Here is a 22,993-nt window from a genome sequence, read left to right as displayed (position 1 = left end):
AAACGGGCCGGAAACTTTGAAAGTTTCCGCTCACTCCCAGCAGCTGACCAGCACTGTCATCCCCTGTGCCGCGATGCGCAGATCACGCGGGGCGACAGTGCCGCCGGCGGTGGCGGCTGTCAGTTGCACACCCGCTTGCCCTGCCACATCGGCAATTGCTGTCCCGTCGACAGCAAAACTCACATCCTCTGGCAGTTGCGGACCTGTGGAAGGCTGCGGCCTAAGCATGCCCATCACATTGCCGCTGGCATCAAAGACAGGACCACCGGCATCGCCGCTTTGCGCCTTGAGCGACAGACGGTTCAGGTTTTCCTCACCGCCAAGGCCGCGCAAGTCCTCCAGCTTGCCAAAGGTGAGCGTTGCCGCACTCAGGACACCTTCATAGGAATAGCCTGCCACCGATACTTCGGATTGCAGGCGCGGTGTCCCCAGATTGAATGCGGCCACGGCCAAGGGTGCCAGCGGGCTGCGCGGCTTGAGGACCGCGACACCGCTTGCTGGATCCTGTGCCACCAGATCGGCTTCGGTCTCTCCGTCCAGGGTCAGCCGTCCACAGCTGCCTGCAACCTCGGTGGTGGTCAGCACGGCACCGCTGCCGTCAATGAAAAAGCCCGAACGCGAGAGTTTCGGCTGGCGCACTTGAAGCCCCGACACCAGATCAATCGCCTGCTCAGCGTCGCCACCAGCGGCCGGGTCCAGCACAGCGGGCAGGCGGGTGAAGCTTTTGTTCATCTCCGCCAGCACGCGGGTGCGGCGTTCCTCATCGCCCGCAGGCCAGATCAATGTAAACCCTTTGACGTGGCCATTCTCAAGCGAAGCACGGGTTTCGCTGACGATGCGGCTGTTTTGGCCGACCAGCGAAAAGGAGGACCGCTGTCGTTCACGGGGGCCATCGAGTGGCACGATATCCAGGGTCTGCATAATGTCATAAAGACCGTAGAGCGTCGCCTGATCGCCTGCCTGGCTGATCAAAAGCACACGCGCACCGATATCACCAGTGGCATCGTAGTGTGCGAAAGGAGCCTCGTAGCGGGAAAAACCGACCTCGTTGGTGGGCATCATCATTTCGATCCCGGCTTGGGAGTCGCGCACCATACGCAGGCCCAGACCGTCAAGAACGGCGTTATACTGACCCAGCAGGGCTGCGCGTTGCAGAGTGGTCAGAACGCCGGTGCGTTCGAAATTATTCGCCGTTTGCCACTCGGCCATCGAGGTGCGCGTGCCGCGTCCGTATGACCCGTCAATCGCGGCATTGTAAAAGCCGGCCCATTTCAGGGCGACTTGCAATTCCTTACGCTGATCCGCCGTCAGGGCACGTTCGCTGCGCTGCGCTTCGCGCAGGGTTTCATCTGCGGGCTGGATCACGGGTTCGGCCACTACCGGCTCTTCGGTCACAGCGGGCGGTGTCGCATCGGTAGCAGTATCGACCGACGCAGGGGCTTCGATCACGCCTCGGTTCAGCACATTGGCTCCCACGGGCCAGAACTGCTGGCCAAAGGCAGTGGAGAACTGGATGAAACTGTCGCGCGGCACGATGCGCTGGCGCACATAGGTGCGCAGCACTTGTTCCGCATCCGCCCGGCGATAAGGCCCGACTGCGATCCCGTACCAGCCGCCGCCCAAAGCAAATCCGTTCACATCTTCCAGTTGTCCGGCATAAATCCGTGCGCGCGACGTAGCCTCAGATAAACTGGGCTGTGCCTCGATCTGCACCCAGACAACATCATCAGGAGATTGCGACTGTGCCGATGCGGAAAAGGCTGCAAAAGTGCTCAGGATAACAAACAGCAAAACCGGGAAAATACGCGTCATACGGGAAGTTTCTCATTTGGATCAAGGTTCGAGCGACATAAGCAGGAAACCGCGTCAGATGCCATGCCCCGCTGCGGCGATTTTGTCGATGTGATGCAATTGACGCCCAAGGGTGTGGCCCGTAGGTAGAACCCCGATCCCGCAAGAGGCAAGACCCATGGCACAGACCGTTTCCAGCACCCCGTCCAAGCCCAAATCCTTTCAGTCCATCATCCTGGCACTGCAGAATTATTGGGCGTCCAAAGGCTGTGCGATCCTGCAGCCCTATGACATGGAAGTGGGGGCAGGTACCTTTCATCCGGCGACAACCTTGCGTTCGCTCGGCACAAAGCCCTGGGCTGCGGCCTATGTCCAGCCGTCGCGCCGCCCCACTGATGGCCGCTATGGTGAGAACCCCAACCGCCTTCAGCATTATTACCAATATCAGGTGCTGATCAAACCCAGTCCGCCGGACTTGCAAGAGCTTTACCTCGGCTCGCTCGAGGCCATCGGTATCAATATGGATCTGCACGACATCCGCTTTGTCGAGGATGACTGGGAAAGCCCGACTTTGGGCGCTTGGGGGTTGGGCTGGGAAGTCTGGTGTGACGGCATGGAAGTCAGCCAGTTCACCTATTTCCAGCAGGTCGGCGGCCATGATTGCCATCCGGTCTCGGGCGAATTGACCTACGGGTTGGAGCGGTTGGCGATGTATGTGCTGGGCGTCGATCACGTGATGGACATGCCTTTCAACGATCCCGGCTCGCCCATCGAACTGACCTACGCGGACGTCTTCAAACAGACCGAAGAAGAATACGCCCGCTGGAATTTCGACACGGCCAATACGGAAGTGCTGCTGCGCCAGTTCGAAGAGGCCGAGGCGCATTGCAAGCATATCCTTGAACAGCCCGCCGCGGACCCCAAAACTGGCAAGCGTATCGTCATGGCGCATCCGGCCTATGACCAGTGCATCAAGGCCAGCCACATGTTCAACCTGCTGGACGCACGCGGTGTGATTTCCGTGACCGAGCGACAAGCCTACATCGGCCGCGTCCGCACGCTGGCCAAGATGTGCGCTGACGCTTTTGTGCAAACGCGGGCAGGTGGCTGGACCGAGGATGCGGCGTGAAATACTGCAACGCAAAGCCGGTCCTTCGGGTGTCGGACTACCAGCGTGCAAAGACCTTCTACACCGAGGTCTTGGGCTTTGAGCCAATCACTGAAGCCGGCGAACCTGATCCGGGCTTTGGTATTTTCCGTGCCGGCGATGCAATGATATTTCTCAGCGCTTGGGATGGTGCAGAAGTGCCCTACGCAGGCTGGCGCGCGCATTTCTACATGGATGATCTGATAGAACTGGTTGCGCATCTATCGGCTGTGAGCTGCGTGTTCAAAGGTCCGACTGTAACGGCATACAATATGAAAGAGGTTGAGGTCACCGATCCGGACGGCAACGTCCTGTGTTTCGGAACCGAAATGCCGACAGCAGAAAGTGCACAGCAATGACCGGCAGAATCATGGGGGTCATCATTCTTATCTCATCACTCGCGGCAGGGATCGGCATGTACTACCTTCAGGTCTATGGCTTCTACGAGGCCGTGGCGACCGAAGATGTGCAACTGGTGTCGCTGACGTCCGATCAGCCCGAAACCATCGTGTTTGACAATTTTCAAGCCATCGACGCCGAAAGCTCTCCGATCCGGTACCGGGCCTGTTTCACCACCTCGCAAAGCCTTGCTTTCCTGACAGAAAACTATGTGCTGGTCGACAATGTCGACCCGCGCAATGCGCCTGACTGGTTTGAATGCTTCGACGCATCCGAAATCGGGGCCGAGCTGGAGGCAGGTACGGCACTTACATTCATGGGTGCAAAGAACGTGGACTTCGGTGTGGACCGGATTGTGGCAATCACCGAAGACGGACGCGGCTATGTCTGGCACGAATTGAACGACTGTGGCGACAAAGCCTATGATGGTACCATTGTGGGCGAGGAATGCCCACGCCGCCCTGCGGAAGCAACTGAATAGCATTAGCCGGGAACCAAAGGCCGCTCCCGAACGCTGTATCAGATGCAACAGGGGGCGCATATGTCGAGTTCATCCGTTCACACTTTGAAATGGATCATGCGGGCGGGCTATGGTGCGCGGGCCGCTATTTATCTTGTTGTGGGCGGACTGGCCTTCAAGGCGGCACTCTGGTCCGGGCAGGCCGAAGGCACCAAAGGTGCCTTGGCCGAACTCCGCGCTACTCCCTTGGGTGTAATCGCTCTTTGGGCTATTGGTATTGGCCTTTTCGCCTATATGGTCTGGCGGATCGTTGCGGGCATCGCGGATGTCGAGGATCACGGGCATGATGCCAAGGGAATAACGGCACGCGGCGGGCAGATCACCACGGGCATCATTCACGGGATCATCGGCCTGTCCGTCATTGGACTTGCGATGGGCGGTGCGGGTACGGATGACAGCGCACAGGATTGGACCCAAAAAATAATGCAGATGCCGATGGGCCGTTGGCTAATTGGCGCAGCGGCAGCAGTGATCGCGGGGGCCGGCATCTACTATGCCTACAAAGGCTGGAGCGGGAAGTACAAGGAGCACCTCGCCGCCTCTGACTTTACCACGCAGGTGGATCCGGTGCTGACCGCTGGTCTGGTTATCTACGGTGCGTTACTGGCACTTGTTGCAACCTCTATCGGCTTCGCGGCCTTCAATGCCGACCCCGGACAAGCAGGGGGGCTGGGTGCTGCCTTGACCGAGTTGCGCGGTATGACATACGGACGGCTCCTCATGGGCGCTGCGGGGCTGGGGCTTGTCGCCTTTGCCTTCTACAACTTCGTCGAGGCTGCCTATCGGGTTGTCCCTAAACTCAGCAGCCCGGACGTCGAGACATTGGCCGCAAAGCTCAAATCGGTAACCTAGCTCTGGACCCTTGCGGGCTGGGCGGCTATCTCAACTCGCAAAGACGCGCCGCAATGCGGCAAGACGAAGGATGCCTCCCGTGCCTGACCTGCTGATTGAGCTTTTCTCCGAAGAAATTCCCGCGCGCATGCAAAAGCGTGCCGCGGAGGATCTGCAAAAGCTACTGACCAATCGTCTGGTCGAGGCCGGCGTGACCTATGCCTCCGCAGCCGCTTTCGCCACGCCGCGCCGTTTGACGCTGGCGATTGACGGGATGTTGGCGGCCAGCCCCGCTGTGACCGAAGAACGCAAAGGCCCGAAGGCCGACGCGCCCGAAAAAGCCATCGAGGGGTTCCTGCGCGGTGCCGGCGTCACCCGCGACCAGCTTGAGGAACGTGAAACCCCCAAGGGCGCGATCCTGTTTGCGATGATCCACAAACCGGGCCGTCCGGCGGCGGAGATCGTGGCCGAGGTGCTAGACCAGACAATCCGTGATTTCCCATGGCCCAAGTCCATGCGCTGGGGCAGTGGCAGTCTGAAATGGGTGCGCCCCTTGCAATCCATCCTCTGCGTGATCAGCGATGAAGGCGGTGCGGAGGTCGTACCGATGGAGGTCGACGGGATCAAGTCGGGCGATGTGACCTACGGCCACCGCTTTCTGTCACCGGACGCGATCACCGTCAGTGGCTTTGATGATTACGAGACCAAGTTGGCCCGCGCCCATGTGGTGTTGCGCGCCGATGCACGGGCCGAAACGATCTGGAACGACGCGACGAATATGGCCTTCGCCAACGGACTTGAGGTGGTAGAGGACGCCGGGTTGCTGGCCGAGGTCGCAGGGCTGGTGGAATGGCCCGTAGTGCTGATGGGCCGGATCGCGGATGATTTTCTGGGCCTGCCGCCGGAGGTTTTGCAGACTTCCATGCGCGAACACCAGAAGTTCTTCTCCGTGCGCAACCCCAAGTCCGGCCAGATCGAGCGCTTCATCACCGTGGCCAATCGCACCACGGCGGACGATGGCGCGACGATATTGGCGGGCAACGAAAAGGTGCTGTCGGCACGGTTGTCTGACGCGAAGTTCTTTTGGGAGAACGACCTGCGCGTGGCGAAATCTGACGAAGGCATGAACGCTTGGGTCAAGGCGCTGGAGAACGTGACCTTCCACAACAAACTGGGCACACAGGCCGAGTTGATCGAACGCATGGCCGTGCTGGCCCGCGAATTGGCCCCGATGGTGGGGGCCGATGCGGATGAAGCAGAGCAGGCGGCGCGGGTCGCCAAGGCCGATCTGTCCTCTGAAATGGTGTATGAATTCCCCGAATTGCAGGGCTTGATGGGCCGTTACTACGCGCAGGCAGCGGGCATGTCCGATGGGGTGGCCGCTGCGGCGCAGGAACACTACGCGCCTTTGGGGCCATCCGATGATGTGCCGACCGCACCCGTGTCAGTGGCCGTGGCGCTGGCCGAGAAGATCGACAAGTTGACCGGGTTCTGGGCGATTGATGAGAAGCCGACGGGGAGCAAGGATCCGTTTGCTTTGCGGCGGGCGGCGCTGGGGGTTATACGCATCCTCATCGAGAACGATGTCTCTCTTCGGACGTCTGAGGCGGTGCGCAGCGCCAACGCATCGGCTGACGCGAATGATCTCATCGCTTTCCTCCACGATCGTCTCAAAGTCTACCTGCGGGACCAAGGCATTCGCCACGACATCATCGACGCCTGCATCGCCATGGAAGGCAACGACGATCTGACCCTTCTCGTCAAACGCGCCCGCGCCCTCAGCGAAACCCTCAACACCGACGATGGTGAAAACCTGATCCAGGGCTTCAAACGCGCCAACAACATCCTCACGCAAGCCGAGGAAGCGGACGGCGTCGAATACTCCTACGGCGCGGATGTGAAGTTTTCCGAGACAGACGAAGAGAAGGCCTTGTTCAAGGCCCTCGATGAGGCCGAAGCCGTGATCACCCCCGCAATGAATGCACAGGATTTCATCACCGCCATGTCCGCAATGGCCGCCCTGCGCAGGCCCATCGATGCGTTTTTCGAGGCGGTGCAGGTCAACAGCGACAACGCCACCGTGCGCCGCAACCGTTTGAACCTGCTCAGCCGGATCCGCACCATCTGCACATCAGTCGCGGATCTGACGCGCATCGACGGCTAACACCGAACGGCGGGGAAGGCGTTTGTTGTCTTTCCTGCAATTGCTGCGAGACACGCAACAGGCATGACCATACCGCCCTGTCCGCGCGTATCACGGTTTGCAGAGCGCTACGTCAGAAGGGCAAGCCGCTTGCCAGCCCTCAAATACCGCCTATGCTGCATCAGAACTCCATAGGTGCTGCAGTGCAGAATAACCCCACAACAACTCTTGTCACGGCCAAGGCGCCGATTGCGAACCACACGCACGGCGGGCGGGCCAAGTGCCTGCAACGGCTGGTGCGGCTTGATCTGCCGGTGCCGCGCACCGTGGCGATTTCATTCGAGGCTGTGACCAAGATCGCCAAGGGCGAGATGCCCGATGTCGCCGCCATCGTGGCCCAGATGCAGCCGGGCGCCTTGATGTGTGTGCGTCCCTCCAGCGAAGACCCCGATTGGGGCGGGCCGGGGGCTGTGCTGAACATCGGGATCAACGACCGCCGGTTCGAGGAATTATGTGGTGTCATCGGCGAAGGGCCTGCGGCCGCGCTCTATACCCGCTTTGTGCAAAGCTATGCGATCAACGTGGCACGGTTGGACCCTGATATGTTTGACGATGTTTCGGGGCAGGGGCGTGCCGCACTCGAACAGACGCTGCGGGCCTATGAGGCCGAGCAAGAAGAGGTGTTTCCGCAAGACACCACGGTTCAGCTTTCGGCCGTGCTGCGTTCGATGGCGCGGGCGTGGGATGGCACTTCGGCGCGGCTGTTGCGGCAGGCCAAGGGTGCGCCTGCCGATGCCGGTCTGGGGTTGGTAGTGCAGCAGATGGCCTTTGGCGTCGGCGTGGGCGAATGCGGCTCGGGCGTGTTGCAACTGGTGGACAGCGACACGGGGTTGCCGCAGGTGACGGGCCGGTATCTGAGCCAGTCGCAGGGACGTGATGCGATGGAGGGGGATGCCGCCGCACTTTATATCACCCGCGACCCGCGCGGTCCCTCCCTGGAAGAGCTTGCCCCCGATGCCTATGCCCAGTTGCTCGCCCATGCGGCATTGATGCGCAAAAAGCTGCGGGCCGAGATGCTGGTCGAGTTTGTGATCGAGGGAGGCGAATTGCACATCCTGGACGGGATGCGCGTAGCACGGTCCTCCCGCGCCGCGGTGCGGATTGCTGTGGCGCTGGCCGATGAGGGTATCATCCCGCGCGAAGAAGCCCTGATGCGGGTCGAGCCGCGCACGCTGACCGAGCTGCTGCACCGACAGATCAGTCCCGCGTTCAAACGCGACATCATAGGGCATGGCATCGCCGCCAGTCCGGGTGCCGCGACTGGCAAGATGGTGTTTTCCGCCACGGAAGCGCAGGCCTGTGCCTCGCGCAACGAGCCTTGCATCCTGATCCGGCGTGAAACCAGCCCGGAAGATATTCGCGGCATGCAGGCCGCCGTTGCCGTGCTGACGGAACGCGGTGGCATCACCAGCCATGCTGCTGTGATCGGGCGTGGCATGGGCCTGCCTTGTGTGGTCGGCGTGTCCAATATGAAGTTCAACCTGATCAAGCGCCAGCTCACCGCGCCAGATGGCCGCGTGTTCAATGTTGGCGATACGATCACGGTCGATGGCAGCAGCGGTCAGGTGCTGGCAGGAGCGGCCAAGATGCAAGAGGCTGCGCTGGACGAGACATTCACGCGTTTGATGCAATGGGCCGAGGATGTGGCCGACATCGGGGTGCGGGCCAATGCCGACACCCCTGCCGATGCGCAGACCGCCCGCAACTTCAACGCCCACGGCATCGGCTTGTGCCGGACCGAGCATATGTTTTTTGAGCCGGGTCGCCTAACCGTGATGCGCGAGATGATCTTTGCAGAGACGGGCAAAGACCGCCGCGCTGTGCTAGAGCGTTTGCTGCCGATGCAGCGCGATGACTTCACCCAGCTTTTCCGTATCATGCAGGGACAGCCCGTGTGCATCCGGCTCTTTGACCCGCCGTTGCATGAATTCCTGCCCATGGACAAACAGGGCCAGCGCGAGTTGGCAGATGCGCTTGATCTGCCGCTCTCCAGCGTGACCCGCCGGATTGAAGCGATGTCGGAATATAACCCGATGTTGGGTCTGCGCGGTGTGCGGTTGGGTGTGACGGTGCCTGAGATTTATGAAATGCAGGCGCGTGCCATCTTTGAGGCGACGATCAAGGCCAGCCGCGATGGCGATCCGGTGGTGCCCGAGATCATGATCCCGCTGGTCTCTGCCCGCCGCGAAGTCGAACTGGTCAAAGCCTCGGTCGATGCCGTCGCCGCCGCGGTGCGCACCGAACAGGATGCCAGCTTTGCTTACCGTCTCGGCGTCATGGTCGAAACCCCGCGCGCGGCGCTTCGCGCGGCCGAGATTGCACCTCATTGCGCGTTCCTCAGCTTTGGCACCAACGACCTGACACAGATGACCTATGGGCTTTCGCGCGACGATGCGGGACGCTTCATGTCGGACTATGTGCAGCAGGGCGTTTTCCCTGAAGACCCGTTTCACGTGCTTGATAATGACGGCGTGGGAGAGCTGTTGAAATTGGGTGCCGACCGGGGTCGGTCCGTGCAGCCAGGCATCACATTGTCAATCTGCGGAGAGCACGGGGGCAACCCCGAATCGATTGCTTTTTGCCGGGATGCGGGTTTTGATTATGTTTCTTGTTCACCTTTTCGCGTTCCGGTTGCACGGCTCGCAGCGGCCCAATTGGCAATTCGCCACAAGATAGGGTAGGTTTTGGCACCGCTTTTGGCAGATAAAGCGCCTTTGGGCGGCTTTTGGCGCATTTTAGGCCCTGTGGGTTTACGCATTGACCGTTTCTGAGTAGGCGCTGGCCAACTTTAACAACGGCAGAGTTCCGAAATGCCTATTTCACGTTTTTCTATTTTTGCCCTCGCAGTAGCGGCATTCGCAACCCTGGGTGGTGGTGCCTATGCCTCCGCCGAAAAGGCCGAAGACCTTGCCCGGATTGAACAGCAGGGGCTGAAGTCGGCAGGCGAAGCGCGGCTGCAGGATATGATCACCAAACCGGCCATCGCAACCAACGTACAGTTTTCGCGCAATTGGATTGATGCACAGCCCAAAGCGCGTGGCTCGGATGAGTGGCGGTGCCTGTCCGAAGCGCTTTACTTCGAAGCACGCGGTGAGACGGTCAAAGGTCAATTCGCGGTGGCGGAAGTGATTATGAACCGGGTGAAGTCGGCGCGTTTTCCGGGTTCTTTGTGCGGTGTAATCAACCAGGGCACGGGCAAGAAGTATCAGTGCCAGTTCACCTATACCTGCGATGGCCATGCGGAAGTGATCGCGGAGCCAGCGGCTTTTGCCCGCGTGGGCAAGATTGCGCGCTATATTCTGGACGGCAAAGTGCCGAACCTTACGGATGGCGCGACGCACTACCACACAACTGCGGTGAACCCCCGTTGGGCACGCGTTTATACCCGGACAGCCCGGATCGGTGTGCATTTGTTTTACCGCCACACATGGCGTTCAGCGTCGAACTGACGGTTTCGGCAGCTGGTCTGCCGGAAATTGCGTTGGTACGCAGGGGGGTGATCCGCTAAACGGTCCCAAGCCCTTGCAGACAGGACCTGCGACATGACCAATGAAGTGCGCCTCGCTTTTGAACATCCCTCCGAACGGGCTGCGGCCATGGCGGGGGATGATCCGCTTGACCGCATATCATTGCGCGACCACATTACCGAGGTCGAAATCGGCGCTTTTCAGGCCGAACGCGGGGTCACCCAACGGGTTTGCTTTAATGTGGTGGTCGAGGTCAGGCCGCTGACAGGGCCGATCGATGATGATGTGGACCGTATCCTCAGCTATGACCGTGTGACCGAGGCGATCGCCGCCGAACTGGCGGTGGAACGGTTGGCCCTTCTGGAGACCCTTGCAGAGCGCGTGGCCGAACGTGTGCTGCTGGAGCCGCAAGCAATGCGCGTTTTCGTGCGCATCGAAAAGCTGGACCGGGGCCCGGGTGCTTTGGGTGTTGAAATCGTACGCAACCGTCAGGACGCGCTGCAAAGCCTGCCGCTGCCCGAAGACTTGCCGCATCCCGAACTTGTGTTTCTGAGCAATGACGCGATTGCGTCCCCACATCTCACAGGTTGGCTGGACCAGCTTGAGGCCTCGGGCAGTCCGCTCATCCTTTGTGTCGGAGCAGCGCAAAGTGCTGCACCGCAGGTGCCGCACCCTATGGCGCAACGGCGTATTGATCTGTTGGCGATCGAGCAAAACGCCTGGGTATTGGCCGCGCGCGATCCGCGCTGCGTAGTGGTAGAGACGCGGACCGAGCTTGATTGGGCGATGAAGAATGGCCAGACTTCTGTTTGGGCCCCTTCCAAGATCTTGCTGGATTCCGTTGACACCCCCTCCGCGCAGCCCCGTGATGCGGTTGCACTGGCGGCATGGTTCGCGGCAACTTTCGAGGCGCAGGAGATGCTGGTGATAGGCGCGGATCTGCCCGCTGATGCCTCTGTCCCGTTGCGTACGATGCCGGTTTCCCAGAGCGACTTATGAGCGAGGACACCTCCTATTTTCGACCGCTTGCGCAGGTTGGCCCCGCGCGTCCCAAGGGGGCGGTGCGGCTGGCGGGAGGCTGGGCATGGTTCACCCATCTTGAAGTGCTGGCGCGGGGGCGCATGCCGCTTGTGGTCCCACTGACCGAAGCGCCTGATGCGGTGATCACACGGCTTAGTCAGCCAAGGGCCGCGATTGGCGGGCTGTCTATGGCGCAGCCCCGCGTGATGGGCATATTGAACGCCACGCCTGATAGTTTCTCGGATGGCGGTAAACATTTTGCCTCTACTGACGCAGTTGCCGCAGGCCGTGCGATGCGTGATGCGGGCGTCGATCTGTTGGATGTGGGCGGCGAATCCACCCGTCCGGGGGCTGAAACTGTCCGGCCCGAGGACGAAGCCCAGCGTGTGGTGCCGGTCATTCAGGGCCTGCGCGCCGCAGGTGTCGATACATTGGTTTCGATTGATACCCGCAAGGCCAGCGTGGCCGAGGCCGCCATTACGGCAGGGGCGGGGCTGGTCAACGATGTGTCGGGTCTTACTTATGATCCTGATCTGGCCGCTGTCGCCCAGCAGCACGATCTGCCGGTCTGTGTGATGCATGCCCAAGGCGATCCAGCCACAATGCAGCAAGACCCGCAATACGACGATGTTTTGCTTGATGTTTATGACTATCTTGCGGCTCGGATTACCGCGTTGGAAGCGCAGGGCATTGACCGGTCGCGCATTATCGCAGATCCGGGCATCGGATTTGGCAAAACGCTGGAGCATAACCTCGCACTTCTGGCCCGGCTCAGCCTGTTTCATGGATTGGGTGTGCCAGTCCTTTTGGGGGCCTCGCGCAAGAGGTTCATCGGCACAATTGGTGGCACTACGGCAGCCACGGCCCGCATGCCCGGCAGTTTAGGGGTAGGATTGGCCGCGATTTCCCATGCCGTTCAGATTTTGCGCGTGCATGATGTCCCTGAAACAATTCAGGCAATTGCGCTCTGGCGCTCAGCTATGGCAGGAAGTCACCTATTATGACCAAGCTTTTTGGCACAGACGGCGTGCGCGGCACGGCCAACATCCACCCCATGACGCCGGAGATGGCTTTGCGCATCGGCGCTGCGGTGGGGCGGTATTTCCGCCATGACGGCCATGCAGTGCACCGGGTTGTGATCGGTAAAGATACGCGCCTCTCGGGTTATATGTTCGAAAACGCACTGACGGCGGGCTTGACCAGTACGGGTATGAATGTGCTGCTTCTGGGGCCGGTGCCTACACCTGCGGTAGGATTGCTGACGCGCTCTATGCGGGCTGACCTGGGGGTGATGATCTCTGCCAGTCATAATCCTGCGCATGACAACGGGATCAAGTTTTTCGGCCCGGACGGGTTCAAACTCTCTGACAAGGTCGAGGCCGAGCTGGAGGCCCTGATCGCAAGCGGCGTCGACGCGGCACCTTCAAACGAGATCGGACGGGCGAAGCGCATCGACGACGGGCGGTATCGCTACATGGAGCGGGTCAAGTCCACTTTCCCACGCCAAATGCGGCTCGATGGGCTTAAGGTCGTGGTGGATTGCGCGAATGGGGCTGCGCACCGCGTGGCACCTGAAACCTTATGGGAATTGGGGGCCGAAGTGATCCCGATGGGGGTGGCACCGAACGGGCATAACATCAACCAGAGCTGCGGCTCGACCCATCCGCACGCCGCGGCAGAGATGGTCGTGGCCCATGGTGCGCATGTGGGTATCTGTCTGGATGGCGATGCAGACCGGGTCATCCTGATCGATGAGAAGGGCAATGTCGGCGATGGCGATCAGTTTATGGCGCTGATGGCGGCGCGGTGGGCAGAGGAAGGGCGGCTCAGGAACGCAGCCCTTGTTGCCACGGTGATGAGCAATCTGGGGCTGGAGCATTTTCTGAACGACCGCAAGCTGCGTCTAGAACGCACCGGCGTTGGCGACCGATATGTGGTGGAACGGATGCGGCAGGGCGGCTTTAATCTGGGCGGTGAACAATCCGGCCACATTGTGATGACGGACCATGCTACAACGGGTGATGGCCTGATGGCAGGGCTACAGTTTCTGGCGGAGCTGGTGCGGTCCGAGCGGCCTGCATCCGATTTGCTGCACCAGTTTGATCCGGTACCGCAACTTCTCAAGAACGTGCGCTTTGGCGCGGGGCAAACGCCTCTGGACGCAGCACCAGTCAAAGCTGCCATTGCACAGGCCGAGGCTGATCTGACCGGCGGCGGCCGGTTGCTGATCCGCACATCAGGCACCGAGCCTTTGGTGCGGGTCATGGCAGAGCACTTGGATGCTGGCCTGATGGAGCGGGCGGTAGATAGCGTGGTTGCTGCAGTCGAAGAGGCCGTCGCCTAAGGCTTGCGACCGAACAGCCGCCGCAACGCGCCGTATTGGCTGATCCCCAAACCGATCAGGATCAGCACCATCGCGTAAAGCAGCGAGGGCGGCAGCGGCTCGGACAGTATCAGCGCACCAAGGACCACGGACCAAACCGGGACCTGGTAATTGACGAGTGACATGAACACCGGCCCTGCGCTGCGCACCACAAGTACGCGCAGGAAATTCGCCGCTGCCGTGGGCACCAGTCCCAGAAACAACAGCACCAGCAAAATCTGACCTGAGGGCAGGGGTGGTGGGCCTTCCACGGCCAAAGCCATCGGCAGGCTGACAAACGACCCGATCACCAAGAGCAGGGTGGCCAGTCCGATGGCATCGACCCCCGGCAACCGCCGCATCAGGATCGAGCTAAGCGCATAGCAACTGGCCGCGGTCACGCAAGCGATGCGCCCGGCGGTTTCCAGATCCGACCCTGTGGTGTCAAAGGCCTGTCCGCCGATCAGCACGGCCACTCCGACAAATCCGATGACAAAACCGACCACGCGCCGCCATGTCATCTGTTCACCCGGCACCATGAAGTGCGCCAATGGCACGACGATCAGTGCTGTAGACGCCATCGACACCCCCGCAAAACCCGAGGTGACATATTGTTGCCCCCAGGCAAGAAGCGCAAACGGCACTGCTCCGCTCAGGCAGCCGACGAAAAACAGGGTGACCCATTGAGCGAATGTGGGGCGTTGCTCGAACAGCGCGAAACCACGCGCGCCCCAGATCACGACCATGACCACCGCCGCAAAGCCGATGCGCGAGGCCGCGACCCAGAAGGGCGGCATCCCGGTCAGGGCAATTTCGGTCACCATGAAAGTCCCGCCCCAGACGAAGGCAAGTACGGCAATCATCAGCCAACTGCTTGCGGTAATTTTGGGGGGCTGGTTCATAATACGGGGCTATGCGGGATCGAACACAGGGTCAACGTCGATCACGCAGTGACAGGCGGTCCGGGAACGAATGAAAGCGCGGCCACGTTGTTAGGGTATGACAGGATAAAGGAGACTTCTTCATGGATTGGACATCACCTGTGGGCGCAATTGCGTTCTTCACCCTTTTGATCTCGGCAACATTGGCCCTTATCAGCAAGCAACAGATAGAACGGCGGATCGAAACTGACGGCGTGCTGCATTCTACATGGGCAAACGCCAAGTTGTCTCATGGCAAACCCGCAGACGTATAAAGCAAAAAGGCCCGGATCGCTCCGGGCCTTCTGAATAGTCAGGGAAGAAGCCTTAGTTCTTGGCCTTATCCACCATTTTCCCTGCAGAAATCCATGGCATCATTTCACGCAGCTTTTGGCCGACCTGTTCGATCTGGTGCTCGTCGTTGATGCGGCGTGTGGCTTTGAACGAGGGCTGACCCACGCCGTTTTCCTGCATGAAATCACGCACGAATTTGCCGTTCTGAATGTCGGTCAGTACCGCTTTCATCTTCGCCTTCGTCTCGTCGTAAGGCAGGATCCGCGGGCCGGAAACGTATTCGCCGTACTCAGCCGTATTGGAGATCGAGTAGTTCATGTTGGCGATACCGCCTTCATAGATCAGGTCCACGATCAGCTTCACTTCGTGCAGGCACTCGAAATAGGCCATCTCGGGCGCATAGCCCGCTTCGACCAGCGTCTCAAAGCCCATGCGGATCAGCTCGACCAAGCCACCGCAAAGAACCGCCTGCTCACCGAACAAATCGGTCTCGCATTCTTCGCGGAAGTTCGTCTCGATGATGCCGGAGCGGCCACCGCCGATGGCGGAGCAATAGGACAGACCGATTTCCAACGCTTTGCCGGACGCATCACGGTCTACCGCCACGAGGCAAGGCACGCCGCCGCCTTTGGTGTATTCGCCGCGTACAGTGTGGCCGGGGCCTTTGGGGGCCATCATGATGACGTCGATGCCCTCTTTCGGCTCGATCAAGCCAAAGTGCACGTTCAGGCCGTGGGCGAATGCAATCGCCGCACCTTCGCGGATGTTGTCGTGCACGTACTTCTTGTACGTCTCTGCCTGCAGTTCGTCGGGCATGGTGAACATGATGACGTCAGCCCAGGCGGCGGCTTCTGCAATGCCCATAACCTTGAGGCCTTCACCCTCGGCTTTGGCCGCGGAAGCGGAGCCTTCTCGCAGGGCGACAACGAGGTTCTTGGCACCGGAATCGCGCAGGTTCAGCGCATGGGCGTGGCCTTGGGAGCCATAGCCGAGAATGGCGACTTTCTTGTCCTTGATCAGGTTCACATCACAGTCACGGTCGTAATAAACGCGCATTGGTTTGTCCTTTGGTTGAATGTTCTCTGCGGTGCACCATAGGGAAGTTCGCCGGCGGGGCCAGTGTGATTTCTATAGTATTTTTAAAAGGTTGAATATAGTTATGCGCCGTTGCTGCAAAAATTGGAAAAATCATGCTTGATGATATGGACCGCCGACTGTTGCGCTACTGGCAGGCGGAGCCGAGCCTGAGCCCCGGCGAACTGGCAGACCGTTGCGGCATGTCCAGCGGAAAGGCCGCGCGGCGGTTGGCGCGTATGGAAGAGACCGGCGTGGTGCAGGGGGTCGCTGCCGTGGTGAATTGGGCCGCCCTTGGCTATGCGGTCGAAGTATCCTTGCGGGTGACACTGGACAAGACGCAGAGCACCGCGTTCGATAGCTTTCTGGCAGAGGCGCGGCGGGTGCCGGAGGTGATCGAGGTTCAGACCTTTCTGGGCCGGGTCGATGTGCGCCTGTCGGTGATCGCGCGGGATATGGCACATTATCAGGAGATCTACCGCAGGCGGATCCTGTCGCTGCCGCATATCGCGGATATCGAAGCGTTGATGCATGTGGCGCGGATCAAAGCCGAAGAGACTTTGCCGCTATGATCGCTCTGGATGATCTGGACCGCCAATTGGTTTTGGCCTTGGCGCGGGATGCGCGGCAATCGGCCAGCGCATTGGGCAAACGCTTTGGCCTGTCACAGCCGGCGACCTGGCGGCGCATCAGACGGCTGGAAGAAGCGGGCGTTCTGGCAGGCCGCCGGTTGCGGCTGGATGCGGAGCGTTTGGGCTTTGGCGTTACCGTGTTTCTGGGGATCAAGCTGGCGCGAAAGGGGGGCGTGTCACTGGAAGACTTCGAGCGCGCCGTCAGCGCCATTCCCGAGGTGCAGACCGTAGAGCATGTGCTGGGACTATATGATTACCGTCTCCGGGTTGTTGCACGTGATCTGCCTGATTTCGAGCGGGTGCTGCGCCGGCGGATCATGACGCTGCCGGGGGCTGGCGAGGTCGAGGCCAATGTTCTGCTGAGCGAAGAGCGTCTGCCGGGGCCCATCGGTGATATCCGGTAGTCGCGGCACTTTGCATGACTGGTATGCCAAGATAGACTTTGCACATCCTGAGGTGGGCTTTTATGCACAGGTATCCACGAGGAGGAGATGACCCATGGCATTGCTAGATACGGTAGACCCGACAGGGCTTGAAGAATTTTCGGTGGTTTTCACCGACCGCTCGCTCAACAGCATGAGCGGCAGCTTTCAACAGGTGATGCGCGACATCTCCGAGATGTTGAAAGAGGTCTATCAGGCCGATGCGGTGGCTGTGGTGCCCGGTGGCGGCACCTTTGGCATGGAAGCCGTCGCACGCCAGTTTGCCCGCGGCGCGGATGCGTTGGTGGTGCGCAACGGCTGGTTCTCCTACCGCTGGTCCCAGATCATGGAAACCGGTGGATTGACCGCCAAGGCCACTGTGTTGAAGGCACGCCAGCAGGGCAACGCCGCGACGTCGCCTTTTGTGCCCGCCGCGATCGAGGATGTGGTCGAGGCCATTCACGCCGAGAAACCGCAGGTGGTCTTTGCCCCGCATGTTGAAACAAGCGCAGGCGTGATCCTGCCCGACGCCTATATCAGACAGATGGCCGATGCGGCTCATGAAGTCGGTGCGCTCATGGTGCTCGACTGTATCGCGTCGGGCTGCATCTGGGTCGACATGCGCAGCCTTGGTATCGACGTTCTGATCTCTGCGCCACAAAAAGGCTGGTCGGCTACGCCGTCTGCCGGGCTGGTAATGATGTCTGAACGGGCCGAAGCGCGACTGGCTGAAACCCAATCAGACAGTTTCTCCCTCGATCTGGCGAAATGGCGCGCGATCATGAAGGCCTATGAGGACGGCGGGCACGCCTATCATTCCACAATGCCCACTGACGCGCTGCGCATGTTCCGCGATACAATGCTGGAAACCCGCGAGTTCGGCTTTGAGCGTCTGAAAGAGGCGCAGTGGAAGCTGGGCGATGGTGTGCGCAAAATGCTGGCAGCCAAGGGTGTCGGCTCGGTCGCGGCCGAAGGCTATGGCGCACCGGGCGTGGTGGTGGGTTACACGTCAGACCCGCAGATCCAGAACGGTAAAAAGTTCGCTGCCAAAGGCATGCAAATCGCCGCCGGTGTGCCCTTGCAAGTAGGCGAACCCGACGGCTTCAGCACCTTCCGTCTCGGCCTGTTCGGGCTCGATAAACTCTATGATGTGGATGGCACCCTGGGCCGTCTCGCACCTGTCGTGGATGAGGTACTTTGAGCCCACGCAACGCTTAGAAGATGCAAAACACAGAAGGCGGCAGCGTAAATACGCTGCCCCATCCTCTTTCTCTTTTTGGCCTTATATACCGTAGCACAACAGCCACGGCGATTAGGGCGATCGCGACAAAGCGCTTACTTCACCCCAAGACCCATCTGCATCAGCATCTTGCGAACCGGGGCCATGGCATAAAGCGCATCAAGACCCTTTGCCCGCGCATCCCGTGCCAGTGGATGACTGGCTTGCGAAACCCTGTTCAGCATATCTATCCCATTGATCCGCAATTGGATATCGCCGTACCGCGCCTTGTGAAAACGCTCCAGCATCATGGCATCCCCCAGTGCGTTGCGATCCGCTTGCGCCAGTTGCAACAGTGTTGCCACGTCTTGCAGTGACATATTCAACCCCTGCGCCCCGATGGGTGGCATCACATGGGCAGCCTCCGCGATCAAAGCCACGCGTTCTGCACTCAGTCTTTCTGCATACTGGGTGATGATCGGCCAAACGTTGCGTGCACTGGCCAGCGTCAATGGGCCATACAGATGGCACGACCGCTCCGACATCTCCGCTTCAAAAGCGGCCACAGGTGCCTCGGCGCGGGCTTGGGTCGCGGCTGCATCGTCCATCCAGACGATGGCGGAAGAAGGTAATCCGTCGCGATCTGGCAGTGGAACCAATGTAAACGGCCCCCCGGTGCGGTGAATTTCGGTAGAGACATTCTCATGCGGCACCGGATGTGTCACGGCAAAGGCCAATGCCTTCTGGCCGTATCGTCTGGTACGTACGTCAATACCTGCCGCCTGCCGCATCGGGCTGTTGCGCCCATCGGCGGCGATAACCAATCGCGTGGTGATCTTGGTGCCGTCCGTCAGACTCACCTTGGCCGAGGCAGTGCGGGTGAACAACGAGGTTGTCCCGATACCGGGACGGAAATCCACGGTTTCCAAACTTTTCAGCCGCCCGACCAATTCGCGCCGCAACAACCAGTTGGGAAAATTCCACCCAAAGGGCTGGTCCGAGATCTCGCGGGCATTGAACTCTCGTATCACGCGCGGTTCCGCCACTTCGCCGCCCGCATCGACCACGCGCATGACCTGCAACGGTGAGGCATGGGGCGCGAGTGCCTCCCAAACACCTGCATCTTCCAGAACGGTACGTGCCGGTTGCAACATTGCGGTTGATCGCATGTCCGCGCCTTCGGCGTCCCGTTCGGTCACCGGGGCCGTCGGGTCAACGCAGAGGACAGAAAAGCCAGCGCTACCAAAGGCAGCGGCGGCGGTCAGGCCCGCGATGCCACCGCCGGAAATGAGAATATCGAAATCATATGTCATGACGTCTAGTTAGTCTCTTAACGCGCCAAGGAAACGGGACAAATCGTCCGTATGATATTCGATATGCGCCTGCGCCACCGGTTCGGGCGCCACATGCACGGTCCGCATGCCCATTGCATGGGGTGCGGCCAGATTGCGCGGATCATCCTCGAACATCGCCGCGCGGGCTGTGGTGATGCCGTCATGCGCAAATACACGGTCAAACGCGGCACGATCGGGTTTGGGCAGAAAGCCCGCATGTTCAACGCCGTAGACCGCGTCAAAGAGATTGGAAAGCCCACGCGCGGCCAACACCCGTTCCGCGTAGGGCGCGGTACCGTTGGTATAGACGATCCGCCGACCGGGCAGGGCGCGGATGCGGGCGGCAAGGGTTGCATCAGGGGTCAGGCTGTCCATCGGTATATCATGCACATCTAGCAGATAGGGATCTGGATCGACATCATGCTCGCGCATCAGCCCGGCCAAAGTGGTACCATGTGTCTGCCAATAGTGCAGACGCAGGCGATCGGCCTCGGGCTGGTCCACACCAAGGACTTGCATCACCCAGGCGGTCATCCGGACTTCGATATGATCGAAAAGCCGTGCCTCGGGCGGGTAGAGGGTGTTGTCCAGATCAAAGACCCAGGCATCCACATGGGAAAAAGCATCGCGTGTCATATCCCCGTGCCTAAGCCGGGCGGGGCAGGGGCGCAAGCGCCTGCGGTGACGCTTGCGCAATTGCAAGCGACGGGTAAAGTGACGCGATCAAAAGGAACTGCCATGCCTGCGCCCAAACCCGGCCCGACCGATGCTTATTCGCTGATCCTTGACGCGATTGATGCCGGTATCTTCCGCCCTGGCGACCGGCTTGTCGAAAGCGAATTGGCCGAGCGGTTCAGCGTGTCACGCACCCCCATTCGCGAAGCGCTGCAGCGGCTCGAGACTCAGTCCCTGCTGGCGCGCGAAGGGCGTAGCCTGATTGTGGCTTCGCTGGATCACAATCAAACCGCAGAGCTTTATGTGGTGCGGGGCGAGCTGGAGGGTTTGGCGGCGCGTCTGGCTGCCCGCCACGCCACGGCCGAGGAAGTACGCGTTCTGCGCGAAATGGTGCTGGCGGATGATGCGCTCGTCGATAACCCTGCGGCCTTGGCGCGCAGCAACCGGCGGTTTCACAAACAAATCCATCTGGCGTCACACAACCGGTATCTGGTGCAACAGCTCGACCTTGTTTACCGCTCTATGGCGCTCATGGCGACGACGTCACTGGCTGCCGAAGGGCGCGGTGAAATCGCGCAGGCCGAACACCTGCGGATTGTGTCGATGATCGAAGCGCGGGACGAAGCCGGTGCCGAAGAGGCGTTGCGCGCCCATATCTCGGTGGCCTTCGTCACCCGGTTGAAGCAAGTCGCTGCGCGGTCCGAGCAGGCGGGCTGACCTCGGCTGGTGTCAGGTCGTCGGTCGACGGGGTCACCCCGTGTTGCGTCTTGTCCCAGAAAAACGGGCTGACAACGAACTCCTGCAATCCCTTTGCCGCGGCTAGGGCCCCCAGCGGATAGTAGAACGGCGTGGTGAACACCCACCACATCAGATGCCGGTGATCCTTGCCTGCCACCGCCGTGATCGAAATGCCAAGGTTCAGCGTGGCAGACAGGATGAACAATCCCACCATCGACCACAAAACCGGTGTGCCAAGGGTGTGCTCAATCGGATGCGAGAGGCCGAAGACCGCCAGCCAGAACGACCATAAGAACGGTGCAAAGGCGAATTGACTGACGGTCGCCAACAGCATCGTTTGCAGGCCGATAAACCGCACCCACCCCAGATCGGACAGCAATTGACCCGGATGGCGCATGTGCACACAATAGGTCACCAGAAACCCCTTGAGCCAGCGCGAGCGTTGGCGCACCCAAGGCCACAAACGACAGTTCGCCTCTTCATAGGTCACAGTGGGCAACAGCTCGGTCACATAGCCCGCCCGCGCGAGACGCACGCCCAGATCGGCGTCTTCGGTGACGTTATGCGCATCCCAGCCTGCCAGTTTTTCAAGGGTCCTGCGGCGAAAAAACAGGGTCGTTCCACCCAACGGTATTACCAGACCCAGCCGTGCGACACCGGGCAGCAGAACCCGCCACCACGCGGCATATTCTATGGTAAAACAACGCGATAGCCAGTTGGCGCGCGGGTTGTAGTAATCAAGCACCCCTTGCAGGCAGGCCACTTTCGCCGAGGCTTTCTGAAACCGGCTGACGACGCGTTCAATCTGATCGACCTCGGGCGCGTCTTCGGCGTCCCAGACACCGATGATACTGCCCTGACAAAAATCCAGCGCATAGTTCAGCGCCCGCGGCTTCGTGGTCAGCCGATTGGCTTCGGGGACTTCGATCACACTGATCCAAGGTGGCAGATCGGTCTTTGCCAGCGTTTGCCTGGTGGTTCGATCGCCTTCTTCCAGCACCAGCACCACGTCCAATAGCGATTTGGGATAGGTAAGACGTGTCAGCCGCGCGATCAGCGCACCGGCAATCTCGCGTTCCTTCAGCAAGGGTACCAGCATGGACACGCGGGGCAATCGGTAGGACATGGAGCGATGGGCGAGTGCCGGGGTGATATCATCCGGTGATTTGTTCATCACCTGCGCCCAGAGAGCGCAGGCCTTGAGCACAGTGGTCATGGCCAAAGTTATCACCGCCCAGAGAATCGCTAAGGTCAAAGTCCACAAGGGCGCGGCAATCAGCGCCGAGATGAGGCAGACCAATACCGCAGAGGCCCAGATGATCCGCCCTTTGCCAGCGATATCCCAGGTCCGGCAACTGATGGCAGCAGGGACACGGGTTGCGGCCCTTTGCGCCAATTCCGCGCCATACAGCCGCGAAATTTGTTGTTTGATCTGCAATTCATCCGCGATCACGGGGATCATATGATGCGCCTTCACCCCAAGTGCGCGGCGCAGATCGTCAAACTGATGCGGTCGGCTGGTGGCGACCAGCAAGGTGCCCGCCATATCCATCCAGGGCACCGCACGGTATTCCAGACACAACCCGGAGGGCAGACGCCGTGTGAGGTTGATCGGGGGCGGATCATCGTCCAAATCAACCAACTGCGCATGATGCTGGAGCGCCAGCGCGTTCATGACATCGCTCCGTGATGCCAGACCTTCAGCAATCAGAATTTCACCCAAAGGTGCATCGACGTGCCGTTGAAGATCCAGCGCGTGCATCAGATCGCTAGTACTGATTGCACCCGCAGCCACCAGATGCCGCCCGATCGGCATGGGGGCAGGCGGGGAGCGTGCGATTTGCGGATCAGATAAGTGAAGCCGCAGGTTACTCATAAAAAATGGCCTTACAGAAAGGGTGTAAGGCCAGATTTATGTAAAGGCAGTTAATGGGCGGTTAACATG

At 60.2% G+C, this 22,993-nt stretch carries 21 protein-coding genes; 15 read left to right on the top strand and 6 right to left on the bottom strand.

Going from position 1 to position 22,993, the window contains the following annotated elements; translation table 11 throughout:
* Positions 1-30: 30 nt before the first annotated feature.
* Entirely contained in the window at positions 31-1,812 is a 1,782-nt protein-coding gene (locus Z945_RS0117720; protein ID WP_025053432.1) for a serine protease, read from the bottom strand.
* 157 nt (positions 1,813-1,969) lie between these two features.
* On the opposite strand from Z945_RS0117720, the gene Z945_RS0117715 reads away from it, so the two are divergent.
* The 10 genes from Z945_RS0117715 to glmM all read left to right on the top strand — a co-directional run bounded on the left by Z945_RS0117715 (position 1,970) and on the right by glmM (position 13,722).
* The gene (locus Z945_RS0117715; protein WP_025053431.1) at positions 1,970-2,920 is read left to right on the top strand and encodes a glycine--tRNA ligase subunit alpha; all 951 of its coding nucleotides are present in this window, start codon (positions 1,970-1,972) and stop codon (positions 2,918-2,920) included.
* Positions 2,917-3,297, top strand: a complete 381-nt coding sequence (locus Z945_RS0117710; protein WP_025053430.1) for a glyoxalase superfamily protein — start codon at positions 2,917-2,919, stop codon at positions 3,295-3,297. Before Z945_RS0117715 ends, Z945_RS0117710 begins: the two co-directional genes overlap by 4 nt.
* Positions 3,294-3,818, top strand: a complete 525-nt coding sequence (locus Z945_RS0117705) for a DUF6446 family protein (RefSeq protein WP_025053429.1) — start codon at positions 3,294-3,296, stop codon at positions 3,816-3,818. The genes Z945_RS0117710 and Z945_RS0117705 overlap by 4 nt, the downstream gene beginning before the upstream one ends.
* A 60-nt stretch (positions 3,819-3,878) precedes the next feature.
* Positions 3,879-4,709, top strand: coding sequence for a DUF1206 domain-containing protein (locus tag Z945_RS0117700; RefSeq protein ID WP_025053428.1), 831 nt, complete (start codon positions 3,879-3,881; stop codon positions 4,707-4,709).
* A 79-nt stretch (positions 4,710-4,788) separates the two neighbouring features.
* Positions 4,789-6,852, top strand: coding sequence for a glycine--tRNA ligase subunit beta (gene glyS, locus Z945_RS0117695; RefSeq protein ID WP_025053427.1), 2,064 nt, complete (start codon positions 4,789-4,791; stop codon positions 6,850-6,852).
* Between the two features lie 152 nt (positions 6,853-7,004).
* Positions 7,005-9,572, top strand: coding sequence for a putative PEP-binding protein (locus Z945_RS0117690; protein ID WP_052862677.1), 2,568 nt, complete (start codon positions 7,005-7,007; stop codon positions 9,570-9,572).
* A 129-nt stretch (positions 9,573-9,701) separates the two neighbouring features.
* Positions 9,702-10,340, top strand: a complete 639-nt coding sequence (locus Z945_RS0117685) for a cell wall hydrolase (RefSeq protein WP_025053425.1) — start codon at positions 9,702-9,704, stop codon at positions 10,338-10,340.
* Between the two features lie 93 nt (positions 10,341-10,433).
* Complete coding sequence (locus tag Z945_RS0117680; RefSeq protein ID WP_025053424.1) at positions 10,434-11,357, top strand: dihydroneopterin aldolase; 924 nt, start codon at positions 10,434-10,436, stop codon at positions 11,355-11,357.
* A complete protein-coding gene (folP, locus tag Z945_RS0117675; RefSeq protein ID WP_025053423.1) occupies positions 11,354-12,382 on the top strand; it encodes a dihydropteroate synthase in 1,029 nt (342 codons plus the stop codon). The genes Z945_RS0117680 and folP overlap by 4 nt, the downstream gene beginning before the upstream one ends.
* Positions 12,379-13,722 (top strand): phosphoglucosamine mutase, encoded by a 1,344-nt coding sequence (glmM, locus tag Z945_RS0117670; protein WP_025053422.1) that lies wholly within the window; start codon positions 12,379-12,381, stop codon positions 13,720-13,722. Before folP ends, glmM begins: the two co-directional genes overlap by 4 nt.
* On the opposite strand, the gene Z945_RS0117665 is transcribed toward glmM, so the two are convergent.
* Positions 13,719-14,642, bottom strand: a complete 924-nt coding sequence (locus Z945_RS0117665; RefSeq protein WP_025053421.1) for a DMT family transporter — start codon at positions 14,640-14,642, stop codon at positions 13,719-13,721. The genes glmM and Z945_RS0117665 overlap by 4 nt on opposite strands.
* A gap of 122 nt (positions 14,643-14,764) precedes the next feature.
* On the opposite strand from Z945_RS0117665, the gene Z945_RS20645 reads away from it, so the two are divergent.
* On the top strand, positions 14,765-14,935 hold the full coding sequence (locus tag Z945_RS20645) for a hypothetical protein (RefSeq protein ID WP_161634101.1): 171 nt from the start codon (positions 14,765-14,767) through the stop codon (positions 14,933-14,935).
* Between the two features lie 52 nt (positions 14,936-14,987).
* Here the strand turns inward: Z945_RS20645 and ilvC are convergent, their stop codons facing one another.
* The gene (ilvC, locus tag Z945_RS0117655) at positions 14,988-16,010 is read right to left on the bottom strand and encodes a ketol-acid reductoisomerase (protein WP_025053420.1); all 1,023 of its coding nucleotides are present in this window, start codon (positions 16,008-16,010) and stop codon (positions 14,988-14,990) included.
* A gap of 134 nt (positions 16,011-16,144) precedes the next feature.
* Between ilvC and Z945_RS0117650 the strand changes: the two genes are divergently transcribed.
* The 3 genes from Z945_RS0117650 to Z945_RS0117640 all read left to right on the top strand — a co-directional run bounded on the left by Z945_RS0117650 (position 16,145) and on the right by Z945_RS0117640 (position 18,283).
* Positions 16,145-16,600 carry an Lrp/AsnC family transcriptional regulator gene (locus Z945_RS0117650; RefSeq protein WP_025053419.1) on the top strand — a complete coding sequence of 152 codons (456 nt, stop codon included), beginning with the start codon at positions 16,145-16,147 and terminating at the stop codon, positions 16,598-16,600.
* Complete coding sequence (locus tag Z945_RS0117645) at positions 16,597-17,064, top strand: Lrp/AsnC family transcriptional regulator (protein WP_025053418.1); 468 nt, start codon at positions 16,597-16,599, stop codon at positions 17,062-17,064. Before Z945_RS0117650 ends, Z945_RS0117645 begins: the two co-directional genes overlap by 4 nt.
* 94 nt (positions 17,065-17,158) lie before the next feature.
* Entirely contained in the window at positions 17,159-18,283 is a 1,125-nt protein-coding gene (locus Z945_RS0117640; RefSeq protein WP_025053417.1) for an aminotransferase class V-fold PLP-dependent enzyme, read from the top strand.
* A 134-nt stretch (positions 18,284-18,417) separates the two neighbouring features.
* Here Z945_RS0117640 and Z945_RS0117635 read toward each other — a convergent pair whose 3' ends face one another.
* Positions 18,418-19,614, bottom strand: coding sequence for a UbiH/UbiF family hydroxylase (locus Z945_RS0117635; RefSeq protein WP_025053416.1), 1,197 nt, complete (start codon positions 19,612-19,614; stop codon positions 18,418-18,420).
* A gap of 9 nt (positions 19,615-19,623) precedes the next feature.
* Positions 19,624-20,271: a pyrimidine 5'-nucleotidase gene (locus Z945_RS0117630; RefSeq protein WP_025053415.1), complete on the bottom strand. Its 648-nt coding sequence runs from the start codon at positions 20,269-20,271 to the stop codon at positions 19,624-19,626.
* A gap of 102 nt (positions 20,272-20,373) precedes the next feature.
* On the opposite strand from Z945_RS0117630, the gene Z945_RS0117625 reads away from it, so the two are divergent.
* Entirely contained in the window at positions 20,374-21,027 is a 654-nt protein-coding gene (locus tag Z945_RS0117625; protein ID WP_025053414.1) for a GntR family transcriptional regulator, read from the top strand.
* Here the strand turns inward: Z945_RS0117625 and Z945_RS0117620 are convergent.
* Positions 20,981-22,924, bottom strand: coding sequence for a glycosyltransferase family 2 protein (locus tag Z945_RS0117620; RefSeq protein ID WP_025053413.1), 1,944 nt, complete (start codon positions 22,922-22,924; stop codon positions 20,981-20,983). The genes Z945_RS0117625 and Z945_RS0117620 overlap by 47 nt on opposite strands.
* Between the last annotated feature and the right edge of the window lie 69 nt (positions 22,925-22,993).

The organism is Sulfitobacter noctilucae, from assembly GCF_000622365.1.
Classification (GTDB): Bacteria; Pseudomonadota; Alphaproteobacteria; order Rhodobacterales; family Rhodobacteraceae; genus Sulfitobacter; species Sulfitobacter noctilucae.
The sequence above is the reverse complement of the archived record's forward strand: the minus strand, read 5'-3'. Positions and strand labels throughout refer to the sequence as shown.